The sequence below is a fragment of the Sulfurivirga sp. genome (genome assembly GCF_015490265.1).
GTDB lineage: Bacteria > Pseudomonadota > Gammaproteobacteria > Thiomicrospirales > Thiomicrospiraceae > Sulfurivirga.
In genome coordinates, this window is record NZ_WFYD01000139.1 from 1 (window position 1) to 16,767 (window position 16,767).

Sequence of the window (16,767 nt, forward strand, 5' to 3'; positions counted from 1 at the left end):
CTGGCGATGCCAGTCGGTCACCTGCTGGAAGCGGTGCGCCACATTGAGCAGCTTCGCCTCGCTGAAATAGGGGCCGACCAGCTGCAGCCCAACCGGACGGCCGTCGTGCAGGCCGGCGGGCACGCTCATGCCCGGCAGACCGGCCAGATTGACCGGAATGGTGTAGAGATCGGCCAGATACATGCTGACCGGGTCATCGCTCTTCTCGCCCAGATTCCAGGCCACCGTGGGCGCCACGGGGCCCGCGATCACATCACACTGCTCGAAGGCCCTGAGGAAATCATCCCGCACCAGCCGGCGCAGCTTCTGTGCCTTGAGGTAGTAGGCGTCGTAGTAGCCGGCAGACAGGGCATAGGCGCCCACCATGATGCGGCGCTTGACCTCCTCTCCGAAGCCTTCCGCGCGGCTGCGGCGGTACATGTCCTTGAGATCCTTCGGGTCCTCGCAGCGGTGGCCATAGCGCACCCCGTCATAGCGCGCCAGGTTGGAGGAGGCCTCCGCCGGCGCCAGCACATAGTAGGCGGGCACGGCCAGCTCGGTGTTGGGCAGGCTCACCTCGACGATCTCGGCGCCCAGCTTCTCCAGCTCCGCCACGGCCGCCTGCACGGCACGGGCCACGCCCTCATCCAGCCCGTCGCCGAAATACTCCTTCGGCAGGCCGACCCTGAGCCCGGCGATGTCATCGTTAAGCGTAGCGGTGTAGTCCGGAATCTCCGCGTCGATGGAGGTGGAATCCCGACGGTCGAAACCGGCCATGGCATTGAGCAGCAGCGCGGCGTCCTCGGCGCTGCGGGCCATGGGACCCCCCTGATCGAAGCTGGAGGCATAGGCGATCATACCGTAGCGGGAGACCAGCCCATAGGTGGGCTTGATGCCGGTGATGCCGCAGAAGCCGGCCGGCTGGCGGATGGAACCGCCGGTATCGGAGCCGGTGGCCACCGGCGTCAGACCCGCCGCCACGGCGGCCGCTGAACCACCGGAGGAACCGCCGGGCACCGCATCCGTATCCCACGGGTTGCGCACCGGACCGTAGTAGCTGGTCTCATTGGAAGAGCCCATGGCGAACTCGTCCATGTTGGTCTTGCCCAGAATGGGCATGCCCGCCTGCTTGATCTTCTCCACCACATGGGCGTCATAGGGGGCGATGAAGTTGTCCAGCATGCGGCTGGCGCAGGTGGTGCGGATGCCGTCGGTGGTGAACAGATCCTTGTGGGCCACGGGGATGCCGGTCAGCGGCCCGGCACTGCCCTCGGCAATGGCCGCGTCGGCCATCTTCGCCATCTCCAGCGCCACCTCGGGCGTGACGGTGATGAAGCTGTTCAGTTCCGGATCGAGCTTTTCGATCCGATCAAGAAAATGTTGCGTCAGCTCGACACTGGAAATCTCGCGCGCGTCCAGTTTCTCGCGCAGCTGTTTCAGACTCAGAGTATGCATGCCACGCTCCTCATTCGATGACCTGGGGCACCAGATACAGACCGGCTTCCACCTTGGGCGCCAGCTTCTGGAACTTCTCGTGCTGATCGTGCTCGGTCACCTCGTCCGGGCGCAGGCGCTGGGTCATCTCCAGCGGATGCGCCAGCGGCTCGACCCCCTCGGTGTCCACCGCTTCCATGCGGGCAAACAGATCCAGCACGCGACTCAGCTGCCGGGCATAGCTGGGCCTGGCGTCCTCGTCGATGGCAATGGCCGCCAGCGCGGCGATCTTGTCCACTTCTTCAATGCTCAGAGACATGCTTCCGTCCTTGATTCATCAGGGTTTTCAAACGGGCGTCATTTTACTGTATCGCGCCATGGACAGCGGGTAAAATACCGTGATCTCAATCTCATCTGACATGGACAGACACCAATGTTTCGCAAGCTCTTCGGCATCTTCTCCGACGATCTTTCCATCGACCTGGGCACGGCCAACACGCTCATCTACGTGCGCGGCAAGGGCATCGTGCTCAACGAGCCTTCCGTGGTGGCCATCCGTGACAACGGTCGCGGCGGCCGCTCCATCGTCGCCGTGGGCGAGGAGGCCAAGCAGATGCTCGGGCGCACCCCCGGCAACATTCAGGCCATCCGCCCGCTCAAGGATGGCGTGATCGCCGACTTTTCCGTCACCGAGAAGATGCTGCAGCACTTCATCCGCAAGGTGCATGCGGCGCGCTTCTTCCAGCCCAGTCCGCGGGTGCTGGTGTGCGTGCCCTGCGGCTCCACCCAGGTGGAACGCCGTGCCATCAGAGAGTCCGCCGCCGGCGCCGGGGCGCGTGAAGTCTATCTGATCGAGGAGCCCATGGCCGCCGCCATCGGCGCCGGCCTGCCGGTGAGCGAACCCACCGGCTCCATGGTGGTGGACATCGGCGGCGGCACCACCGAAGTGGCCACCCTCTCGCTCAACGGCATCGTCTATTCCGACTCCATCAAGATCGGTGGCGACCACTTTGACGACGCCATCAACAAATATGTGCGCCGCAACTACGGCATGGTGCTGGGTCCGGTGACCGCCGAGCGCATCAAGCACGCCATCGGCACCGCCTATCACGACGCCGAGCCGCGCGAGATCGAGCTGCGCGGCCACAACCTGGCCGAAGGGGTGCCGCGCAAGTTCACCCTCAACTCCAACGAGATTCTCGAAGCGCTGCAGGAGCCTCTGATGTCCATCGTCGGCGCCGTGCGCACCGCGCTGGAAAGCACACCGCCGGAACTGGGCGCCGACATCGCCGAACACGGCATCGTGCTCACCGGCGGCGGCGCGCTGCTGCGCAATCTGGACACCCTGCTGAGCGAGGAGACCGGCATTCCGGTCATCGTGGCCGACGAGCCCATGACCTGTGTGGCCCGCGGCGGCGGCCGCGCGCTGGAGATGATGGACGAGCGCGGCATGGATGTCTTCTCCCACGACTGATCCCTGAGGAGGGCGCGCCATCAGCCTGCTGATCCCTTCCGCAGCAACCGAGGGCCGTCACTTCGTGGCGGCTTTCGTTTTTGCCGTGCTGATGATGGTGCTGGACCACTACACCCAGCTGGCGAGTCATGTGCGCGGCGTGCTGCTCAACGTGCTGCAGCCGGTGGAGATGGTCGCCGCCCTGCCCCGCTCCCTCTATAACGCCTACACCGACGCCGCTCAGAATGAGGAAAGCCTGCGCCGCCAGGTCAAGGCCCTGACCGCCCGCAATCTCCTGCTGCAGGCGCAACTGCAACGCATGCGCGAGCTGGAGGACGAGAACCGCCAGCTGCGCCTGCTGCTGGATGCCGGCAGCCAGCTGCCCTCTGACCGCATCGAACTGACCATCGCCACCGTGCTGCGGATCAGCCTGCGCCCGGAGGCGGACTTCATGGTGCTCAACAAGGGTGCGCTGGACCATATCGCCCCCATGATGCCGGTGATGGACGCCAATGGCGTGTTGGGACTGATCACCGAAGTCAGCGAGCTGACCAGCCAGGCGCGCCTGCTCACCGACCCGGAGCTGTCCATCCCGGTGCGTTTCGAACGCACCGGCATGCGCGCGGTCACCCGCGGCCTCGGACACGGTCGTCTGGAGGTGGATTTCGTGCGCCTGGACACGGACGTCAAACCGGGTGACCTGCTGGTGACCTCCGGCATCGGCGGCATCTTCCCGCCCGGCTATCCGGTGGCGCGGGTGCAGAGTGTCAGCGCCCAGAAGGACGGCACCTTCTACCGCATCACCGCCGTGCCGGTGAGCCGCCTCTACAACAACCACGAAGTGCTCATCGTCCGCCATGTCCAGCCGCGCACCTGAACCCGCCCTGTGGTCGCTGCTGCTCAGCTACGCGCTGGCACTGGTGATCAACGCCCTGCCACTGGCAGGCAATCTGCAGCTGCTGCTGCCGCCCATGGGCTTTCTGGTGCTGGCCTGGTGGGCCATCAACGACCTCAACCACACTCATTTCGTCGCGGCGGTGATCATCGGCCTGCTGTATGACACTCTGACCGGCACCCTGCTGGGTCTGCACGCCATGATCTTCTCAGTGCTGCTGTTTCTGCTGTTGCGCCTGCGCCTGCGCCTGCGGGTGGTGCGCCCGCTGCAGCAGGGCTTCACCCTCACCCTGCTGCTGTTCGGCCACCAGCTGCTGCTGCTGCCGTTTGTCAGCACGGATGCTGCGACCAACGCCTATTTCTGGAGCATGCCGCTGACCGGCTTCGTGCTCTGGCCCTTCCTGCGACTGCTGCTCAACTGGCTCAACCACGTGCCCGCACCCCGATCATGACCCGCTCGCCTCTGCAGGATCAGGTCTCCCGTCAACTGTTCAAGCGACGACTCTGGTGGGCCGCCGGTCTGATGACGGTGGCCTTCGCCGTGCTGTTCGGACGCATGTTCTACCTGCAGGTTTCCCTGTATGACACCTATCACGCCATGGCGGAGGGCAACCGTATCACCATCGAGGTGATTCCGCCGGAGCGCGGCCGCATCTACGACCGCAATCATGTGCTGCTGGCCGACAACCAGCCGGTGTTCGTGCTGGAAGTGACACCCGAAAAGGCAGACGTGGAAGCGGGTCTGACGCGCCTGTCTGCCCTGTTCCCCTACAAATTCGACACCGACCGTCGGGACCGCTTCGCCAAGTGGCTGCGTCATCAGAAGCCGTTCAAGCACTATCTGCTGCCGTTCGATCTGGACGAAACCGAGGCGGCCCGTTTTGCCGCCCGCGCATGGCAGTTTCCGGGCTTCCGCCTCACCACACGGCTCAAACGCGTCTATCCCTACGGCAGCCTCACCGCCCATACTGTCGGCTATGTGGGCCGCATCAACGAGATGGACCTGAAGACGCTGGACCCCACCCGCTATCAGGGCACTCATGTGGTGGGCAAGTCCGGCATCGAAAAGCAGTACGAGGACCGGTTGATGGGCCAGCCCGGCTGGCGACAGGTGGAGACCAACGCCCGCGGGCGGGTGGTGCGTGTGCTGGAAGTGCACCCGCCCAAGAAGGGTGAGGACATCACGCTGACACTGGACATCCGCCTGCAGCAGAAGGCCTACGAACTGCTGCGCAGCCGGCCGGGCGCCATCGTGGCACTGGAACCGGAAACCGGCGCGGTGCTGGCCATGGCCAGCTCGCCCGGCTATGACGCCAACCTGTTCGTGGACGGCATCAGTCTCAACGACTATCGGAGCCTGCTCAAGGATCCCCGTAAGCCGCTGATCAACCGTCCCATCGCCGGCGTCTATCCCCCTGGCTCCACCATCAAGCCCTTCGTGGCGCTGACCGCGCTTGAGCATGGCATCGTCTCCCGCCGCTACAGCATCTTTGACCCCGGCTACTTTGAATACAGCGGCCACACCTATCGGGACTGGAAGCGCTGGGGGCATGGGCGGGTCAACATGCACAAGGCCATCCGGGAGTCCTGCGACACCTATTTCTATCAGGTAGGCCTCAAGATGGGCATCGACATGATCCACGACGGCCTGAGCCAGTTCGGCTTCGGACACAGGACGGGCATCGACCTGCCGGGGGAACGCCGCGGCCTGATCCCCAACAAGGCGTGGAAGCGTGCCGCGCTGGACCGACCCTGGTACAACGGCGAGACGGTCATCGCCTCCATCGGCCAGGGCTATGACCTGGCCACGCCCGTCCAGCTGGCACGCGCCACCGCCATTCTGGCCAACCGGGGCACTCAGGTGGTGCCCCACCTGCTGAACGCGCCCGTGGCGCCGGAGGGGCATATCGAAATTCGCAGCCGCCGCCACTGGGAAGCGGTCATCAATGCCATGGTGGCGGTGCTGCATGACCCTCATGGCACCGCCCGCAAGGCGGGGCAGATGATCCTCCCCTGGCACATGGCTGGCAAGACGGGCACAGCGCAGGTCAAGGGGCTGCGCGCCGAGGAAGAGTATGACGAGAGCAAGATTCCGAAACACGAGCGGGACCATGCGCTGTTCATCGGCTTCGCCCCGGTGAACAAGCCGCGTATCGCCGTCTCCGTCATCGTGGAGCATGGCGGCAGCGGCAGCAAGGCGGCCGCCCCTCTGGCTGCACAGCTGGCCCGCCACTGGCTGGAGCTCAACCATGTGCCGCCGGAGCGCGGCAGGAGGACACGCTGATGCCGCAACGGGGACTGCTGACAAGGATCCATCTGGATGGATGGCTGCTGCTGGGCCTGGGACTGCTGCTGGCCACCAGCCTGCTGGTGGTCTACAGCGCATCCGGCGGCAATCTGGCGGTGGTGGAGCGCCACGCCATGCGCATCGGCTTCGCCCTGGTGCTGATGGTGCTGGTGGCGCAGGTGCCACCCCGGCAACTGATGCTGGTCGCACCTTGGCTGTTTGCCGCCGGACTGCTCATGCTGGTGGCAGTACTGCTGTTCGGCACCATTGGCAAGGGCGCCCGGCGCTGGCTGGACTTCGGTCTGTTCCGTTTCCAGCCTTCGGAGCTGATGAAACTTGCGCTGCCCATGTTTCTGGCCTGGCTGTATGCCTGGTCGCCCCTGCCACCCAGCTGGCCGCGCCTGCTGGCGGGGCTGGCGGCCATCGCCGCCACTGCCGGGCTGATCGTGGTGGAACCGGACCTGGGCACCTCGCTGCTGATCGCCGCCAGCGGGCTGTTCGTGCTCTTTTTCGCCGGACTTCCATGGCGCTTTATCCTGGCGGCGGTGGCCGTGGTGATCGCCGCCCTGCCGGTGGTGTGGCATTTCATGTATGACTACCAGAAGCAGCGGGTGCTCACCTTTCTCAATCCGGAATCCGACCCGCTGGGCGCCGGCTATCACATCATCCAGTCAAAAATCGCCATCGGCTCCGGTGGTGTGTGGGGCAAGGGCTTCACGCACAACACCCAGGCCCATCTGGAATTCCTGCCGGAAAGCACCACGGACTTCATCTTCTCGGTCTTCTCCGAAGAGTTCGGCCTTTGGGGTGTGGGCCTGCTGCTGCTGGGGTACATGTTCGTGGTGGGCCGCGGGCTGGTGATCGCCTGGCAGGCACCGGACAACTTTGGCCGACTGCTGGGCGCCAGTCTGGCCATGACCCTGTTCATCTACGCCTTCGTCAACATCGGCATGGTCAGCGGCCTGCTGCCGGTGGTAGGCCTGCCCCTGCCGCTGATCAGCTATGGCGGCAGCGCCATGGTGACGCTGCTGATCGGCTTCGGCATGCTGATGTCCATCCACACCCACAAGGGGCTGATGCGCGCCGGCGGCGGTTGATGCGGCGGCCCGGCACATGTTAGATTAGCGGGCTGTTTTCCCATGAGGATCAAGGAGATTCCCCCGCTTATGAAACGGATCATGCAACTTCTTCTGCTGTGGCTCGTCACGCTGGGCGCATGGGCGGCGCCCACTCCGACGCCGGCACCCAAGCCATCCGTGCCGGAGGTCACCATCGTGCCGGCGCCGCCGAGCATCGCCGCCAAAGCCTATCTTCTGATGGACTATGACAGCGGCGCGGTGCTGGCGGAGAAGGACGCCGACAAACGGGTGGAGCCCGCCAGCCTGACCAAGATGATGACCAGCTACATCGTGGCCCACGAACTGGACGCCGGCAAGATCCACCTGGACGACAAGGTGCTCATCAGCAAGAAGGCATGGAAGATGCCCGGCTCCAAGATGTTCATCGAGGTGGGCAAGAAGGTGCCGGTGCGCGATCTCATCAAGGGCATGATCGTCCAGTCCGGCAATGACGCCACCGTGGCGCTGGCCGAATACATTGCCGGCAGCGAAGATGTATTCGTGCAGCTGATGAACCAGTGGGCGAAAAAGCTGGGCATGACTCACACCCACTTCGCCAACAGCACCGGCCTGCCCGATCCCGAACACTACACCACCGCGCGGGATCTGGCCAAGCTGGCCCGGGCGCTGATCCGTGACTTTCCGGATCACTACGCCTGGTACAAGGAGAAGGTGTTCACCTACAACGGCATCCGCCAGTACAACCGCAACAAGCTGCTGTGGCAGGATCCCAGCGTGGACGGCATCAAGACCGGACACACCCAGTCCGCGGGCTACTGCCTGGTGGCCTCGGCCAAGCGGGACGGCATGCGCCTGATCAGCGTGGTGCTGGGCACCGACTCGGCCAGCCGCCGGGTGAGCGAGAGCCAGAAACTGCTCAACTACGGCTTCCGCTTCTTCGAGACCCACCGCCTCTACAAGGCCAACCAGCGCCTGAGTGACCAGAAGGTGTGGGAAGGCAAGCAGGACATTCTGCCGGTGGGATTGACCGAGGACCTCTACATCACCATTCCCCGTGGCGAATACAAGAACGTGCAGCCGATAATGGCCATCGAGAAGGAGATCAAGGCGCCCATCCACAAGGGCCAGCAGGTGGGCACCCTCAAGGTGATGCTGCATGACCGCGTGCTGGCGGAAAAACCACTGGTGGCCCTGGCGGACGTGGAGCGTGGCGGCTTCTTCAAGCGGCTGATGGATCAGGCCAAGCTGGCCTTCGCCCATCTGCTGGGAGACTGACATGCAGCTGGCCTGGCTGAATGGTGAATGGACGCCGCTTGAAGCGGCGCGCATCTCGCCGCTGGATCGGGGATTTCTGTTCGGTGATGGCGTCTATGAGGTGATCCCCGTCTATCGGCGCCGCCTGTTTGCCTTCGGCCCCCACCTGACACGGCTCAGGCACAGCCTGCACGCCACCGGCATTGCCAATCCGCATACGGATGAGGAGTGGCGGCAGCTGTGCGAGACCCTGGTCGAGCGGCACCCATGGGAGGACCAGTTCATCTACCTGCAGGTGACCCGGGGCGTGCAGCCGAAGCGGGACCACCTGCCCGACGACTGCCTCGTGCCCACGGTGTTCGCCTACACAAACGAGCTGAAACCGGTCAGCGAGGCCATCCTGCGAAAGGGCATCCATTGCATCACCGCCGAGGACATCCGCTGGCGGCGCTGCGACATCAAGGCCATCACCCTGCTGCCCAACGTCATGCTCAAGATGCAGGCCAGAGCCGCAGGAGCCGATGACGCCATTCTCATCCGCGACGGTCTGGTCTCCGAAGGGACCGCCAGCAATGTGATGATCGTGGAGGGCGACCGTCTGAGCACCCCACCGCTGGACCATGCCCTGCTGGGCGGCATCACCCGCCAGATCCTGCTGCAGGTGGCACGGGACGCAGGCCTTGAAGTTCGCGAAGAAGCCATTACTGAACAAAGACTGGCGCAGGCGGACGAGATCTGGCTGACCAGCTCCACCAAAGAGGCATTGCCCGTGGCAATGCTCAACGGTCAGCCGGTGGGAACGGGTCGTCCCGGCCCGGTCTGGCAGCGGCTGCGCCAGGCCTTTCATGCCGCACGGGAACAATGGATGGAGCAGAACCATGAGTGAAGAAAACAAGGCGCCCGAGCAAACCGCCGAACAGGAAGGCGGCCTGACCTTCCCCTGCGATCTGGTGGTCAAGGCCATGGGCAACAACCGGGAAGGCTTCGCCGGCGAGATCTTCGACATCTGCAAGCAGCACATGCCGGAACTGCAGGAAGGTGACATGCAGGTGAAGCATTCCAGCGGCGGCAAGTTCACTTCCGTCAATGTGAAGGTGAACGCCAAAAGCCGAGAACAGCTGGAAAAGCTCTACAAGGACCTCAACGACCACCCCGACGTGCACATGACCCTGTGAATCCGCTGGTTCGCCCGCTCGGCCTGCAGCCCTATGAGGCCATCTGGCAGGCCATGCGTCGCTTCACCGACCGACGCACGCCGCAGACGCCGGATGAACTGTGGCTGGTGGAACATCCCTCCGTCTTCACCCAGGGACTCAATGGCCACCCGTCCCACCTGCTGACACCCGGCGACATCCCCGTGGTGCAGACCGACCGCGGTGGCCAGGTCACCTATCATGGCCCGGGACAGTTCATTCTCTACCCCCTGCTGGATCTGAAACGCAACGGACTGACGGTGCGCGCCCTGGTGCACGGACTGGAACAGAGTGTCATTGATCTGCTGAAAGGCTATGGCATTGAGGCCGTGGCTCGACCGGATGCGCCCGGCGTCTATGTGGCGGGCGCCAAGATCGCCTCGCTGGGCCTGAAAGTGCGCCGGGGCTGCAGCTACCACGGCATTGCTCTGAACGTGGACATGGATCTGGCGCCCTTCAAGCGTATCAATCCCTGCGGACTGCGGGCACAACCCATGACGCAACTGGCAGAGCTGCTGGAGGCTCTGCCCGCCAGGGAGACACTCTGGCAGGAATGGGTCAGCCATGTCTGCCACACGTTGGGCCTGCCGTCCGCCCACTGGCTGGCAGACGACGCCGTGCCTATTTCACCCGCTTGAGCTGCACCACCTTGCGCTCACCCTGACGCGCGGCGGTGTCTCCCTGCTCTGCCTCAGCAGACGGAGACTGCTCAGCTTCCGGCTCGGGGTGCGGCTCCGGCGGAAAGGGCATGCCCTGCCCGGTCTCGCGTGAGAAGATGGCCAGCACCGCCTCCGGCGGAAAGCTCACCCTCCGCTCCTGCCCCTGAAAGCGGGTCATGAAGCTGATGCGCTCGTTGCCCAGCTCCAGCCCATGCGTGGCAGTGGGGCTGATGTTGAGCACGATCACCCCGTCCTGCACATACTCCCGCGGCACCTCCACGCCGGGCCAGTCGGCATCCACCTGCACATGGGGCGTCCAGCCGTTGTCCACGATCCAGTCGTAGAGCGCGCGGATGAAATAGGGCTTCTGGGAGATCATCAGAGGATATCCCGCATGTCCAGCTCGTCGTCGGTGAGGCTGTTCTTGAACTCCGGACGGCTGAGCAGACGCTCGCCGTAGTCCATCACCGGCTTGGCGGAACGGGGCAGCTCGATGCCCAGATACTGCAGACGCCAGAAGATGGGCGCCATGCTCAGATCCAGCAGTGTGAACTCGTCACTGAGGAAATAGGGTTTTTCCGAGACGATGGGAATCAGCTGGATCAGCCGCTCGAACAGCTGCTTGCGCGCATCGGTGACCGCCTTCTTGTCCTTGCCGGATGCAATGGTGCGCACCAGCGGATACCACTCGGTCTCGATCAGCCGCAGCTGCTGGCGGATGATCGCCTTCTGAATGGGATCGATGGGCATCATGGGCGGATGGGGAAAGCGCTCATCCAGATATTCCAGAATCACCTGGGCGTCATGGAGCACCAGATCCCGATCCACCAGCGTGGGAATGGTGCCATAGGGATTGAGCTCATAAAGGTCTTCCGGCACCTCGTCGGCAGAGACAGGCACCACTTCCATGGGCACCTCTTTCTCCACACCCAGGAAGCGGATACGATGGGAATTGGGGTCTGCCGGGTCAGAAAAGAGCGTAATGACGGCGCGTTTCGCCAGGGGAATATCAGTCATGGCCTTCCTCCATCACGTTTCGGTTCCGTTATTGTAAACCCCCTGTCAAGCCCCCTCGGCCACCACGAACGCCAGCGCCAGATTGTCGGTATCGCTGAGCGACACATGCCAGCGGTCGATACCCAGCTCCCGGGCGCGTTCGGCGCAGCGGCCGGACAGCGCCACCTGCGGCGCCCCCAGGTCGTCATTGAGCACCTGTATGTCCCGCAGGCGCAGACCATCGCGCAGACCGGTGCCCAGGGCCTTGAGCACCGCCTCCTTGGCCGCCCAGCGCTTGGCCAGAAAGGCGCTGCATTGCCCACGCGCCTGCCAGACCGCCTGTTCCGCCTTACTCAGAACACGGGCGGCAAAACGAGAATGGCGTGCCTGCACGCGGGCCACGCGATCAATCTCCACCATGTCCGTGCCGATACCGACGATCATGCGCCCTCCCAATGCAAAGCGCCACGCGGATGCGTGGCGCCCGTTCCTTTACGAACCGCTGGCGACGATCAGCCCTTGGGCAGTTCCAGCGGCGTCTTGAGCCGCAGCACATGGATATGACCATGGCCGCACTTGACCTCGATGCTGTGCAGGCCGGCATCATCCTCTTCCACCACCACCTGCTGCGGCTTGTCGATGTTGTGCATCACCTTGCCGTTGTCCAGTTCCACGGTGAGCAGGTCGCTTTTCGGGTCGTAGCTGATGCCGGTCATCGGCACCCACTCGCCCTCAATCTGATCACCGATGTCCAGACCGGCCACCTCAATCTCCACCATGAAGGTGGGCATCACGGATGAAAGGTGGTCGAAATAGTGCTGCCAGTCCTGCTTGTCAATGATGCGGGTTGCCATCGCTTGCCTCCTTTTGCGTGAAAAATGCCGTTTCAACCCTGTTCATGCGGTTTTTTCCCGGCTTTTCAAGGGCGGCCTGCGCGGCATCCCGCAAAAATGGGGGAGACCCCGTTCTACAGACGCTCCACACCCCCCATGTACGGCCGCAGCACCTCCGGCACCGTGATGCTGCCATCGGCGTTCTGGTAGTTCTCCACGATGGCCACCAGCGTGCGCCCCACCGCCAGACCGGAGCCGTTGAGGGTGTGCACCAGCTGCGGCCGGCCATCGGCATCGCGGAAACGGGCTTTCATGCGGCGTGCCTGAAAGTCCTCGAAATTGGAGCAGGAGGAAATCTCCCGATAGGCCTGCTGACCCGGCAGCCACACTTCCAGGTCATAGGTCTTGGCGGCGGAAAAGCCCAGATCTCCGGTGCACAGGCTGACGACCCGATAGGGCAGCTCCAGCTTCTGCAGGATGGCTTCCGCATGGCCGGTGAGCCGCTCCAGCAAATCGTAGGACGCATCAGGATGGGCGATCATCACCAGCTCCACCTTCTCGAACTGATGCTGGCGGATCAGCCCGCGGATGTCCCGACCGGAAGAACCCGCCTCGGCCCGGAAACAGGGCGTATGCGCCGTGCGCAGGATGGGCAGCCGGTCCGCCGGCACGATCTGGCCACGCACCAGGTTGGTCACCGGCACCTCGGCAGTGGGAATCAGGTACAGCTCCCGGCTGTCTTCCGCCTCGGTGCGGTTGGCGATCCTGAACAGATCTTCTTCAAACTTTGGCAGCTGGCCGGTACCGAACAGACTGTCGCCATTGACCAGATAGGGGACATAGACTTCCTCATAGCCGTGCTCACCGGTGTGCACATCCAGCATGAACTGAATCAGCGCCCGCTGCAGGCGCGCCACCGGCCCCTTGAGCACGGCGAAGCGGGACTGGGCGATGCGTACCGCGGCCTCACTGTCATATCCCCTGCCGGCAAGCAGGTCCACATGATCCTTCGGCTCGAAGTCAAACTCACGGGGTGTGCCCCAGCGGCGCACTTCCACATTGTCCGCCTCGCTACTGCCCACCGGCACACTCTCGTGCGGCAGGTTGGGCAGACTGGCGTAAATGGCGTTGAGCTCCGCCTGCACCGCCTCCAGCTGCTTCTTGGCCGCATCCAGCCGGTCGCCCAGATCAGCCACCGCGTCCAGCAGCGGCTGAATGTCCTCGCCGCGGGCCTTTGCCTGGCCGATAGCCTTGGCGGAACGGTTGCGCTCCGCCTGCAGCTGCTCGGTCTCCACCTGCAGCGCCTTGCGCTGGGTTTCCAGTTCGCGAATGCGCTCGACCGGGACCTCGAAGCCACGGATCTTCAACCGTGCGGCGATCTCGTCCAGTTCAGTTCTCAATCGTTTGGGATCCAGCATCGTCTTACTCCGTCAAAGTCATCCTGCCGAGGGTAAAGCCTGCCCACACGGCCAGTAGACATACCGCCACGCTGACGGCAATGTTGGCCAGGGCCTTGTTCACCTCACCCACCTGAATGAACTGCAGTGTCTCGAACGAAAAGGTGGAAAAGGTGGTCAGCGCGCCGAGAAAGCCCGTCATCCAGAACAGGCGCCACTCTGGCGCGGCGCTGAGCTTGTCCACCAGCCATACGGCCAGAAAGCCCATCAGGAAGGACCCCAGCACATTGACCGCCAGCGTGCCCCAGGCAAACTGTTTGCCCAGCAGCTGGTAGATGTGGTGCGAAATCCAGAACCGACTTACCGCTCCAAGAGCACCGCCGGCCGCCAACGCGATCCACTGCATCTACATTCTCCTCTTTCTGGGGGACTGGGCATCCAGCTGGCGCAGCCAGGCCAGTTTCTCCCCGATCTTTGCCTCCAGCCCCCGCGGGGTGGGCTGATAATACTGTTTCGGCGTCATTTCCGCCGGGAAATAGTCCTCACCGGCTGCATAGGCCTCAGGCTCGTCATGGGCGTAGCGATAGCCCTCATGGTATCCCAGCGCCTTCATCAGTTTTGTGGGCGCATTACGCAGGTGCATGGGCACCGGCAGCGAGCCCTGCTGGCGTACATCCTTCATCACCGCCTTCCACGCCATGTAGACGGCGTTGGACTTGGGCGCGGCCGCCAGATAGACGGCCGCCTGCGCCAGCGCCAGCTCACCTTCGGGGCTGCCGAGACGCTCATAGGCTTCTGCGGCATTGATGGCCACGGTCAGCGCGCGCGGATCGGCATTGCCGATATCCTCACTGGCCATGCGGATGAGACGACGGGCCAGATAGCGCGGATCTGCCCCACCATCCAGCATGCGCGCCAGCCAGTAGAGCGCGGCGTCCGGGCTGGAACCCCGCACCGCCTTGTGCAGAGCGGAGATCTGGTCGTAAAAGGCGTCACCGCCCTTGTCGAAGCGGCGCAGGCCCGCCTGAATCACCTCGCGCACGGCGGCCTCGTCCAGCGTGCCGTTTTCGGCAAAGTCACTGGCCTGCTCCAGCAGATTGAGCAGCCTGCGGGCATCACCATCGGCGGCATTCAACAGCAGCTCGGTGGCCCTGCCGGTCAGAGAGATCGGCTGACCGCTCTCTTTGCTCAGAACCGCCACACCTCGATCGAGGATGGCCCGCAGGGCCGCTTCATCCAGCGGCTTGAGCACATACACCCGCACTCTTGAGAGCAGGGCGTTGTTGAGCTCAAAGCTGGGGTTCTCGGTCGTGGCCCCGATGAACACGAAGGTGCCATCTTCCACAAACGGCAGGAAGGCATCCTGCTGCGCCTTGTTGAAGCGGTGCACCTCGTCCACGAACAGCAGCGTCCCTTGCCCGGTGGCCGCATGATGGGCCTTGGCCTGCTCGACCGCCTTGCGCACCTCCTTGACCCCGTCCAGCACCGCGGAGAGCTGGATGAAGTTCAATCCGGAATGGGCCGCGATCAGCCGCGCCAGCGTGGTCTTGCCCGTCCCCGGCGGTCCCCAGAAGACCATCGAATGCGGCCGCCCAGATGCCAGCGCACGGGACAGCGCCTTGCCCGGCCCCAGCAGGTGCTGTTGCCCCACATATTCTTCCAGAGTCTGCGGTCGCAGACGCTCGGCCAGCGGTGCACTCATCGCGGCACCCGCCCCACCACGTCAACCCCCTTCGGCACGCGGAAATGGAACAGCGCCTCATTGACCGGCTGGTTGACACGCACATTCTCAAAACGAATGCGCGTCAGCCGGTCATGGGACTGGTAGAAACGGATGCGCCTGAGCACATTGTCACCATCCAGCCCCACCTCCAATGACTGGAAAAAGGTATCCCTGCGCGGTGTCAGAGCGAACCAGTTCAGGCCGGCCTCGCCCTTGCCGAGCGGCCGCACTCTGAAGTTCATCTCCACCGGAACGTCATACAGCAGCCAGTTGAGGGGAATGTCCCGGATGACCTGATTGATCGGCTGCACCGTCACCTGTTCCAGCTCCGGGTCGTAGATCCAGAAAGCCCGCCCATCGGCCACCAGCGTCTGGGGTTCCTGACCACGGCTGTTGCGGTAGTGCCAGTAGAGACGACCGGGGCGTTCAAGCACCACATGACCGCTGCGAATGTCCACCCCCATCAGCTCATCCTCGGCCCGTGGCGTCTCCTGCACGAAGTCCGCCTCAAAAGTGCGCAGCGTGTTGGCAAACTGCTGCAGATCAGCACCGAAGGCCGGCACGTGCAGACCAGCCAATATCATGATCAGGGCGACTATCCAGCGCATCAATGCTCCTTCGGCACCAGCACCTTGCGGCTGCCGTTCGATTCCATGGGCGAGACCACCCCCGCCTTTTCCATAGCCTCGACAATGCGGGCGGCCCGATTGTAGCCGATGCTGAACTGTCGCTGGATAAGCGAGACCGATACCCGCTGCTTTTCGATGACGAACGCCACCGCCGCATCATAGAGGCTGTCCTTCTCCGCGTCTCCACTGCCGTCGAGCGCGCTGGCCGCCATGCCCTCATCCCCCTGCTGCAGATGCATGTCCAGATACTGAGGGGCGCCCTGCTGCTTGACGTATTCCACCACCCGATGCACCTCGTCATCCGAGACAAAGGCACCGTGCACACGGCGCGGCATGCCGCTGCCCGGTGGCAGATAGAGCATATCCCCCTGCCCCAGCAGGTGCTCGGCGCCCATCTGATCCAAGATGGTGCGGGAATCCACCTTGGAAGACACCTGGAAGGAGATGCGCGTGGGAATGTTGGCCTTGATCAGACCGGTAATCACATTCACGGACGGCCGCTGAGTGGCCAGAATCAGGTGGATGCCCGCGGCCCGTGCCTTCTGGGCCAGTCGAGCGATCAGCTCCTCCACTTTCTTGCCCACCACCATCATCATATCGGCGAACTCATCAATTACCACCACGATATAGGGCAGCGGAGAAAGTGCCGGCGGTTCCTCGCTCACCTCATGCCCATAGCTGGCTTCCGGCTTCCACAGTGGATCCACCAACGGCTCGCCCCGGTCGATGGCCGCCTGCACTTTCTCGTTGAAACCGGCAATGATGCGAACGCCCAGTTTGGCCATGAGCTGATAGCGCCGATCCATCTCATAGACACACCAGCGCAGGGCGTTGGCGGCGTCGTTCATGTCGGTGACCACGGGCGTGAGCAGGTGGGGAATGTCTTCATACACCGACAGCTCCAGCATCTTGGGGTCCACCATGATGAGACGCACCTGCTCCGGTGTTGCCTTGAAC

20 protein-coding genes are annotated in these 16,767 nt (G+C 63.7%); 9 read left to right on the forward strand and 11 right to left on the reverse strand.

What is annotated here, in order from left to right:
- Positions 1–1,434, reverse strand: a 1,434-nt coding sequence (gene gatA / locus F8K16_RS08980) for an Asp-tRNA(Asn)/Glu-tRNA(Gln) amidotransferase subunit GatA (RefSeq protein ID WP_294949750.1), incomplete at its 3' end; no start/stop codon positions are given.
- Between the two features lie 10 nt (positions 1,435–1,444).
- A complete protein-coding gene (gatC, locus tag F8K16_RS08985; protein ID WP_294949753.1) occupies positions 1,445–1,732 on the reverse strand; it encodes an Asp-tRNA(Asn)/Glu-tRNA(Gln) amidotransferase subunit GatC in 288 nt (95 codons plus the stop codon).
- A gap of 114 nt (positions 1,733–1,846) precedes the next feature.
- Between gatC and F8K16_RS08990 the strand changes: the two genes are divergently transcribed.
- From F8K16_RS08990 to lipB, 9 genes are all read left to right on the forward strand, one after another.
- Complete coding sequence (locus tag F8K16_RS08990) at positions 1,847–2,887, forward strand: rod shape-determining protein (protein ID WP_294949756.1); 1,041 nt, start codon at positions 1,847–1,849, stop codon at positions 2,885–2,887.
- Positions 2,888–2,951: 64 nt separating this feature from the next.
- Positions 2,952–3,743 carry a rod shape-determining protein MreC gene (mreC, locus tag F8K16_RS08995; RefSeq protein ID WP_294949760.1) on the forward strand — a complete coding sequence of 264 codons (792 nt, stop codon included), beginning with the start codon at positions 2,952–2,954 and terminating at the stop codon, positions 3,741–3,743.
- Positions 3,724–4,212: a rod shape-determining protein MreD gene (mreD, locus tag F8K16_RS09000; RefSeq protein WP_294949763.1), complete on the forward strand. Its 489-nt coding sequence runs from the start codon at positions 3,724–3,726 to the stop codon at positions 4,210–4,212. Before mreC ends, mreD begins: the two co-directional genes overlap by 20 nt.
- On the forward strand, positions 4,209–6,044 hold the full coding sequence (gene mrdA, locus F8K16_RS09005; protein WP_294949766.1) for a penicillin-binding protein 2: 1,836 nt from the start codon (positions 4,209–4,211) through the stop codon (positions 6,042–6,044). The genes mreD and mrdA overlap by 4 nt, the downstream gene beginning before the upstream one ends.
- A complete protein-coding gene (rodA, locus tag F8K16_RS09010) occupies positions 6,044–7,144 on the forward strand; it encodes a rod shape-determining protein RodA (protein ID WP_294949769.1) in 1,101 nt (366 codons plus the stop codon). The genes mrdA and rodA overlap by 1 nt, the downstream gene beginning before the upstream one ends.
- Positions 7,145–7,225: 81 nt before the next feature.
- Positions 7,226–8,401, forward strand: a complete 1,176-nt coding sequence (locus F8K16_RS09015) for a D-alanyl-D-alanine carboxypeptidase family protein (protein ID WP_294949772.1) — start codon at positions 7,226–7,228, stop codon at positions 8,399–8,401.
- Position 8,402: 1 nt separating this feature from the next.
- A complete protein-coding gene (locus F8K16_RS09020; RefSeq protein ID WP_294949775.1) occupies positions 8,403–9,266 on the forward strand; it encodes a D-amino acid aminotransferase in 864 nt (287 codons plus the stop codon).
- The gene (locus F8K16_RS09025; RefSeq protein WP_294949779.1) at positions 9,259–9,555 is read left to right on the forward strand and encodes a DUF493 domain-containing protein; all 297 of its coding nucleotides are present in this window, start codon (positions 9,259–9,261) and stop codon (positions 9,553–9,555) included. Before F8K16_RS09020 ends, F8K16_RS09025 begins: the two co-directional genes overlap by 8 nt.
- Positions 9,552–10,211, forward strand: a complete 660-nt coding sequence (gene lipB, locus F8K16_RS09030; RefSeq protein ID WP_294949784.1) for a lipoyl(octanoyl) transferase LipB — start codon at positions 9,552–9,554, stop codon at positions 10,209–10,211. Before F8K16_RS09025 ends, lipB begins: the two co-directional genes overlap by 4 nt.
- On the opposite strand, the gene F8K16_RS09035 is transcribed toward lipB, so the two are convergent.
- The 9 genes from F8K16_RS09035 to F8K16_RS09075 form a co-directional block, all read right to left on the reverse strand.
- Positions 10,195–10,611 (reverse strand): ClpXP protease specificity-enhancing factor, encoded by a 417-nt coding sequence (locus tag F8K16_RS09035; RefSeq protein ID WP_294949788.1) that lies wholly within the window; start codon positions 10,609–10,611, stop codon positions 10,195–10,197. The two genes, lipB and F8K16_RS09035, sit on opposite strands and share 17 nt — an antisense overlap.
- On the reverse strand, positions 10,611–11,249 hold the full coding sequence (locus F8K16_RS09040) for a glutathione S-transferase N-terminal domain-containing protein (RefSeq protein WP_294949792.1): 639 nt from the start codon (positions 11,247–11,249) through the stop codon (positions 10,611–10,613). Before F8K16_RS09040 ends, F8K16_RS09035 begins: the two co-directional genes overlap by 1 nt.
- A 45-nt stretch (positions 11,250–11,294) precedes the next feature.
- The gene (gene acpS, locus F8K16_RS09045; protein ID WP_294949796.1) at positions 11,295–11,672 is read right to left on the reverse strand and encodes a holo-ACP synthase; all 378 of its coding nucleotides are present in this window, start codon (positions 11,670–11,672) and stop codon (positions 11,295–11,297) included.
- A 68-nt stretch (positions 11,673–11,740) separates the two neighbouring features.
- On the reverse strand, positions 11,741–12,082 hold the full coding sequence (locus F8K16_RS09050; RefSeq protein ID WP_294949801.1) for a DUF5335 family protein: 342 nt from the start codon (positions 12,080–12,082) through the stop codon (positions 11,741–11,743).
- A gap of 113 nt (positions 12,083–12,195) precedes the next feature.
- Positions 12,196–13,479: a serine--tRNA ligase gene (gene serS, locus F8K16_RS09055; RefSeq protein ID WP_294949804.1), complete on the reverse strand. Its 1,284-nt coding sequence runs from the start codon at positions 13,477–13,479 to the stop codon at positions 12,196–12,198.
- Between the two features lie 4 nt (positions 13,480–13,483).
- Positions 13,484–13,864 carry a fluoride efflux transporter CrcB gene (gene crcB, locus F8K16_RS09060; RefSeq protein WP_294949807.1) on the reverse strand — a complete coding sequence of 127 codons (381 nt, stop codon included), beginning with the start codon at positions 13,862–13,864 and terminating at the stop codon, positions 13,484–13,486.
- Positions 13,865–15,160: a replication-associated recombination protein A gene (locus F8K16_RS09065; protein ID WP_294949812.1), complete on the reverse strand. Its 1,296-nt coding sequence runs from the start codon at positions 15,158–15,160 to the stop codon at positions 13,865–13,867.
- Entirely contained in the window at positions 15,157–15,789 is a 633-nt protein-coding gene (locus tag F8K16_RS09070; protein WP_294949817.1) for an outer-membrane lipoprotein carrier protein LolA, read from the reverse strand. Before F8K16_RS09070 ends, F8K16_RS09065 begins: the two co-directional genes overlap by 4 nt.
- The coding region (locus F8K16_RS09075) for a DNA translocase FtsK (protein WP_294949820.1) at positions 15,789–16,767 on the reverse strand (979 nt) is incomplete at its 5' end. The genes F8K16_RS09070 and F8K16_RS09075, both read right to left, overlap by 1 nt.

Excerpts from the sequence above, each read along its gene's own strand:
- F8K16_RS08990 (WP_294949756.1), top strand. The coding sequence starts at position 1,847 with ATGTTTCGCAAGCTCTTCGGCATCTTCTCCGACGATCTTTCCATCGAC.
- serS (WP_294949804.1), bottom strand. The coding sequence starts at position 13,479 with ATGCTGGATCCCAAACGATTGAGAACTGAACTGGACGAGATCGCCGCA.
- F8K16_RS09065 (WP_294949812.1), bottom strand. The coding sequence starts at position 15,160 with ATGAGTGCACCGCTGGCCGAGCGTCTGCGACCGCAGACTCTGGAAGAA.
- F8K16_RS09015 (WP_294949772.1), top strand. The coding sequence starts at position 7,226 with ATGCAACTTCTTCTGCTGTGGCTCGTCACGCTGGGCGCATGGGCGGCG.
- gatC (WP_294949753.1), bottom strand. The coding sequence starts at position 1,732 with ATGTCTCTGAGCATTGAAGAAGTGGACAAGATCGCCGCGCTGGCGGCC.
- F8K16_RS09070 (WP_294949817.1), bottom strand. The coding sequence starts at position 15,789 with ATGCGCTGGATAGTCGCCCTGATCATGATATTGGCTGGTCTGCACGTG.
- acpS (WP_294949796.1), bottom strand. The coding sequence starts at position 11,672 with ATGATCGTCGGTATCGGCACGGACATGGTGGAGATTGATCGCGTGGCC.
- rodA (WP_294949769.1), top strand. The coding sequence starts at position 6,044 with ATGCCGCAACGGGGACTGCTGACAAGGATCCATCTGGATGGATGGCTG.
- F8K16_RS09040 (WP_294949792.1), bottom strand. The coding sequence starts at position 11,249 with ATGACTGATATTCCCCTGGCGAAACGCGCCGTCATTACGCTCTTTTCT.
- mreD (WP_294949763.1), top strand. The coding sequence starts at position 3,724 with ATGTCCAGCCGCGCACCTGAACCCGCCCTGTGGTCGCTGCTGCTCAGC.
- F8K16_RS09050 (WP_294949801.1), bottom strand. The coding sequence starts at position 12,082 with ATGGCAACCCGCATCATTGACAAGCAGGACTGGCAGCACTATTTCGAC.
- mrdA (WP_294949766.1), top strand. The coding sequence starts at position 4,209 with ATGACCCGCTCGCCTCTGCAGGATCAGGTCTCCCGTCAACTGTTCAAG.
- crcB (WP_294949807.1), bottom strand. The coding sequence starts at position 13,864 with ATGCAGTGGATCGCGTTGGCGGCCGGCGGTGCTCTTGGAGCGGTAAGT.
- F8K16_RS09025 (WP_294949779.1), top strand. The coding sequence starts at position 9,259 with ATGAGTGAAGAAAACAAGGCGCCCGAGCAAACCGCCGAACAGGAAGGC.
- F8K16_RS09035 (WP_294949788.1), bottom strand. The coding sequence starts at position 10,611 with ATGATCTCCCAGAAGCCCTATTTCATCCGCGCGCTCTACGACTGGATC.
- F8K16_RS09020 (WP_294949775.1), top strand. The coding sequence starts at position 8,403 with ATGCAGCTGGCCTGGCTGAATGGTGAATGGACGCCGCTTGAAGCGGCG.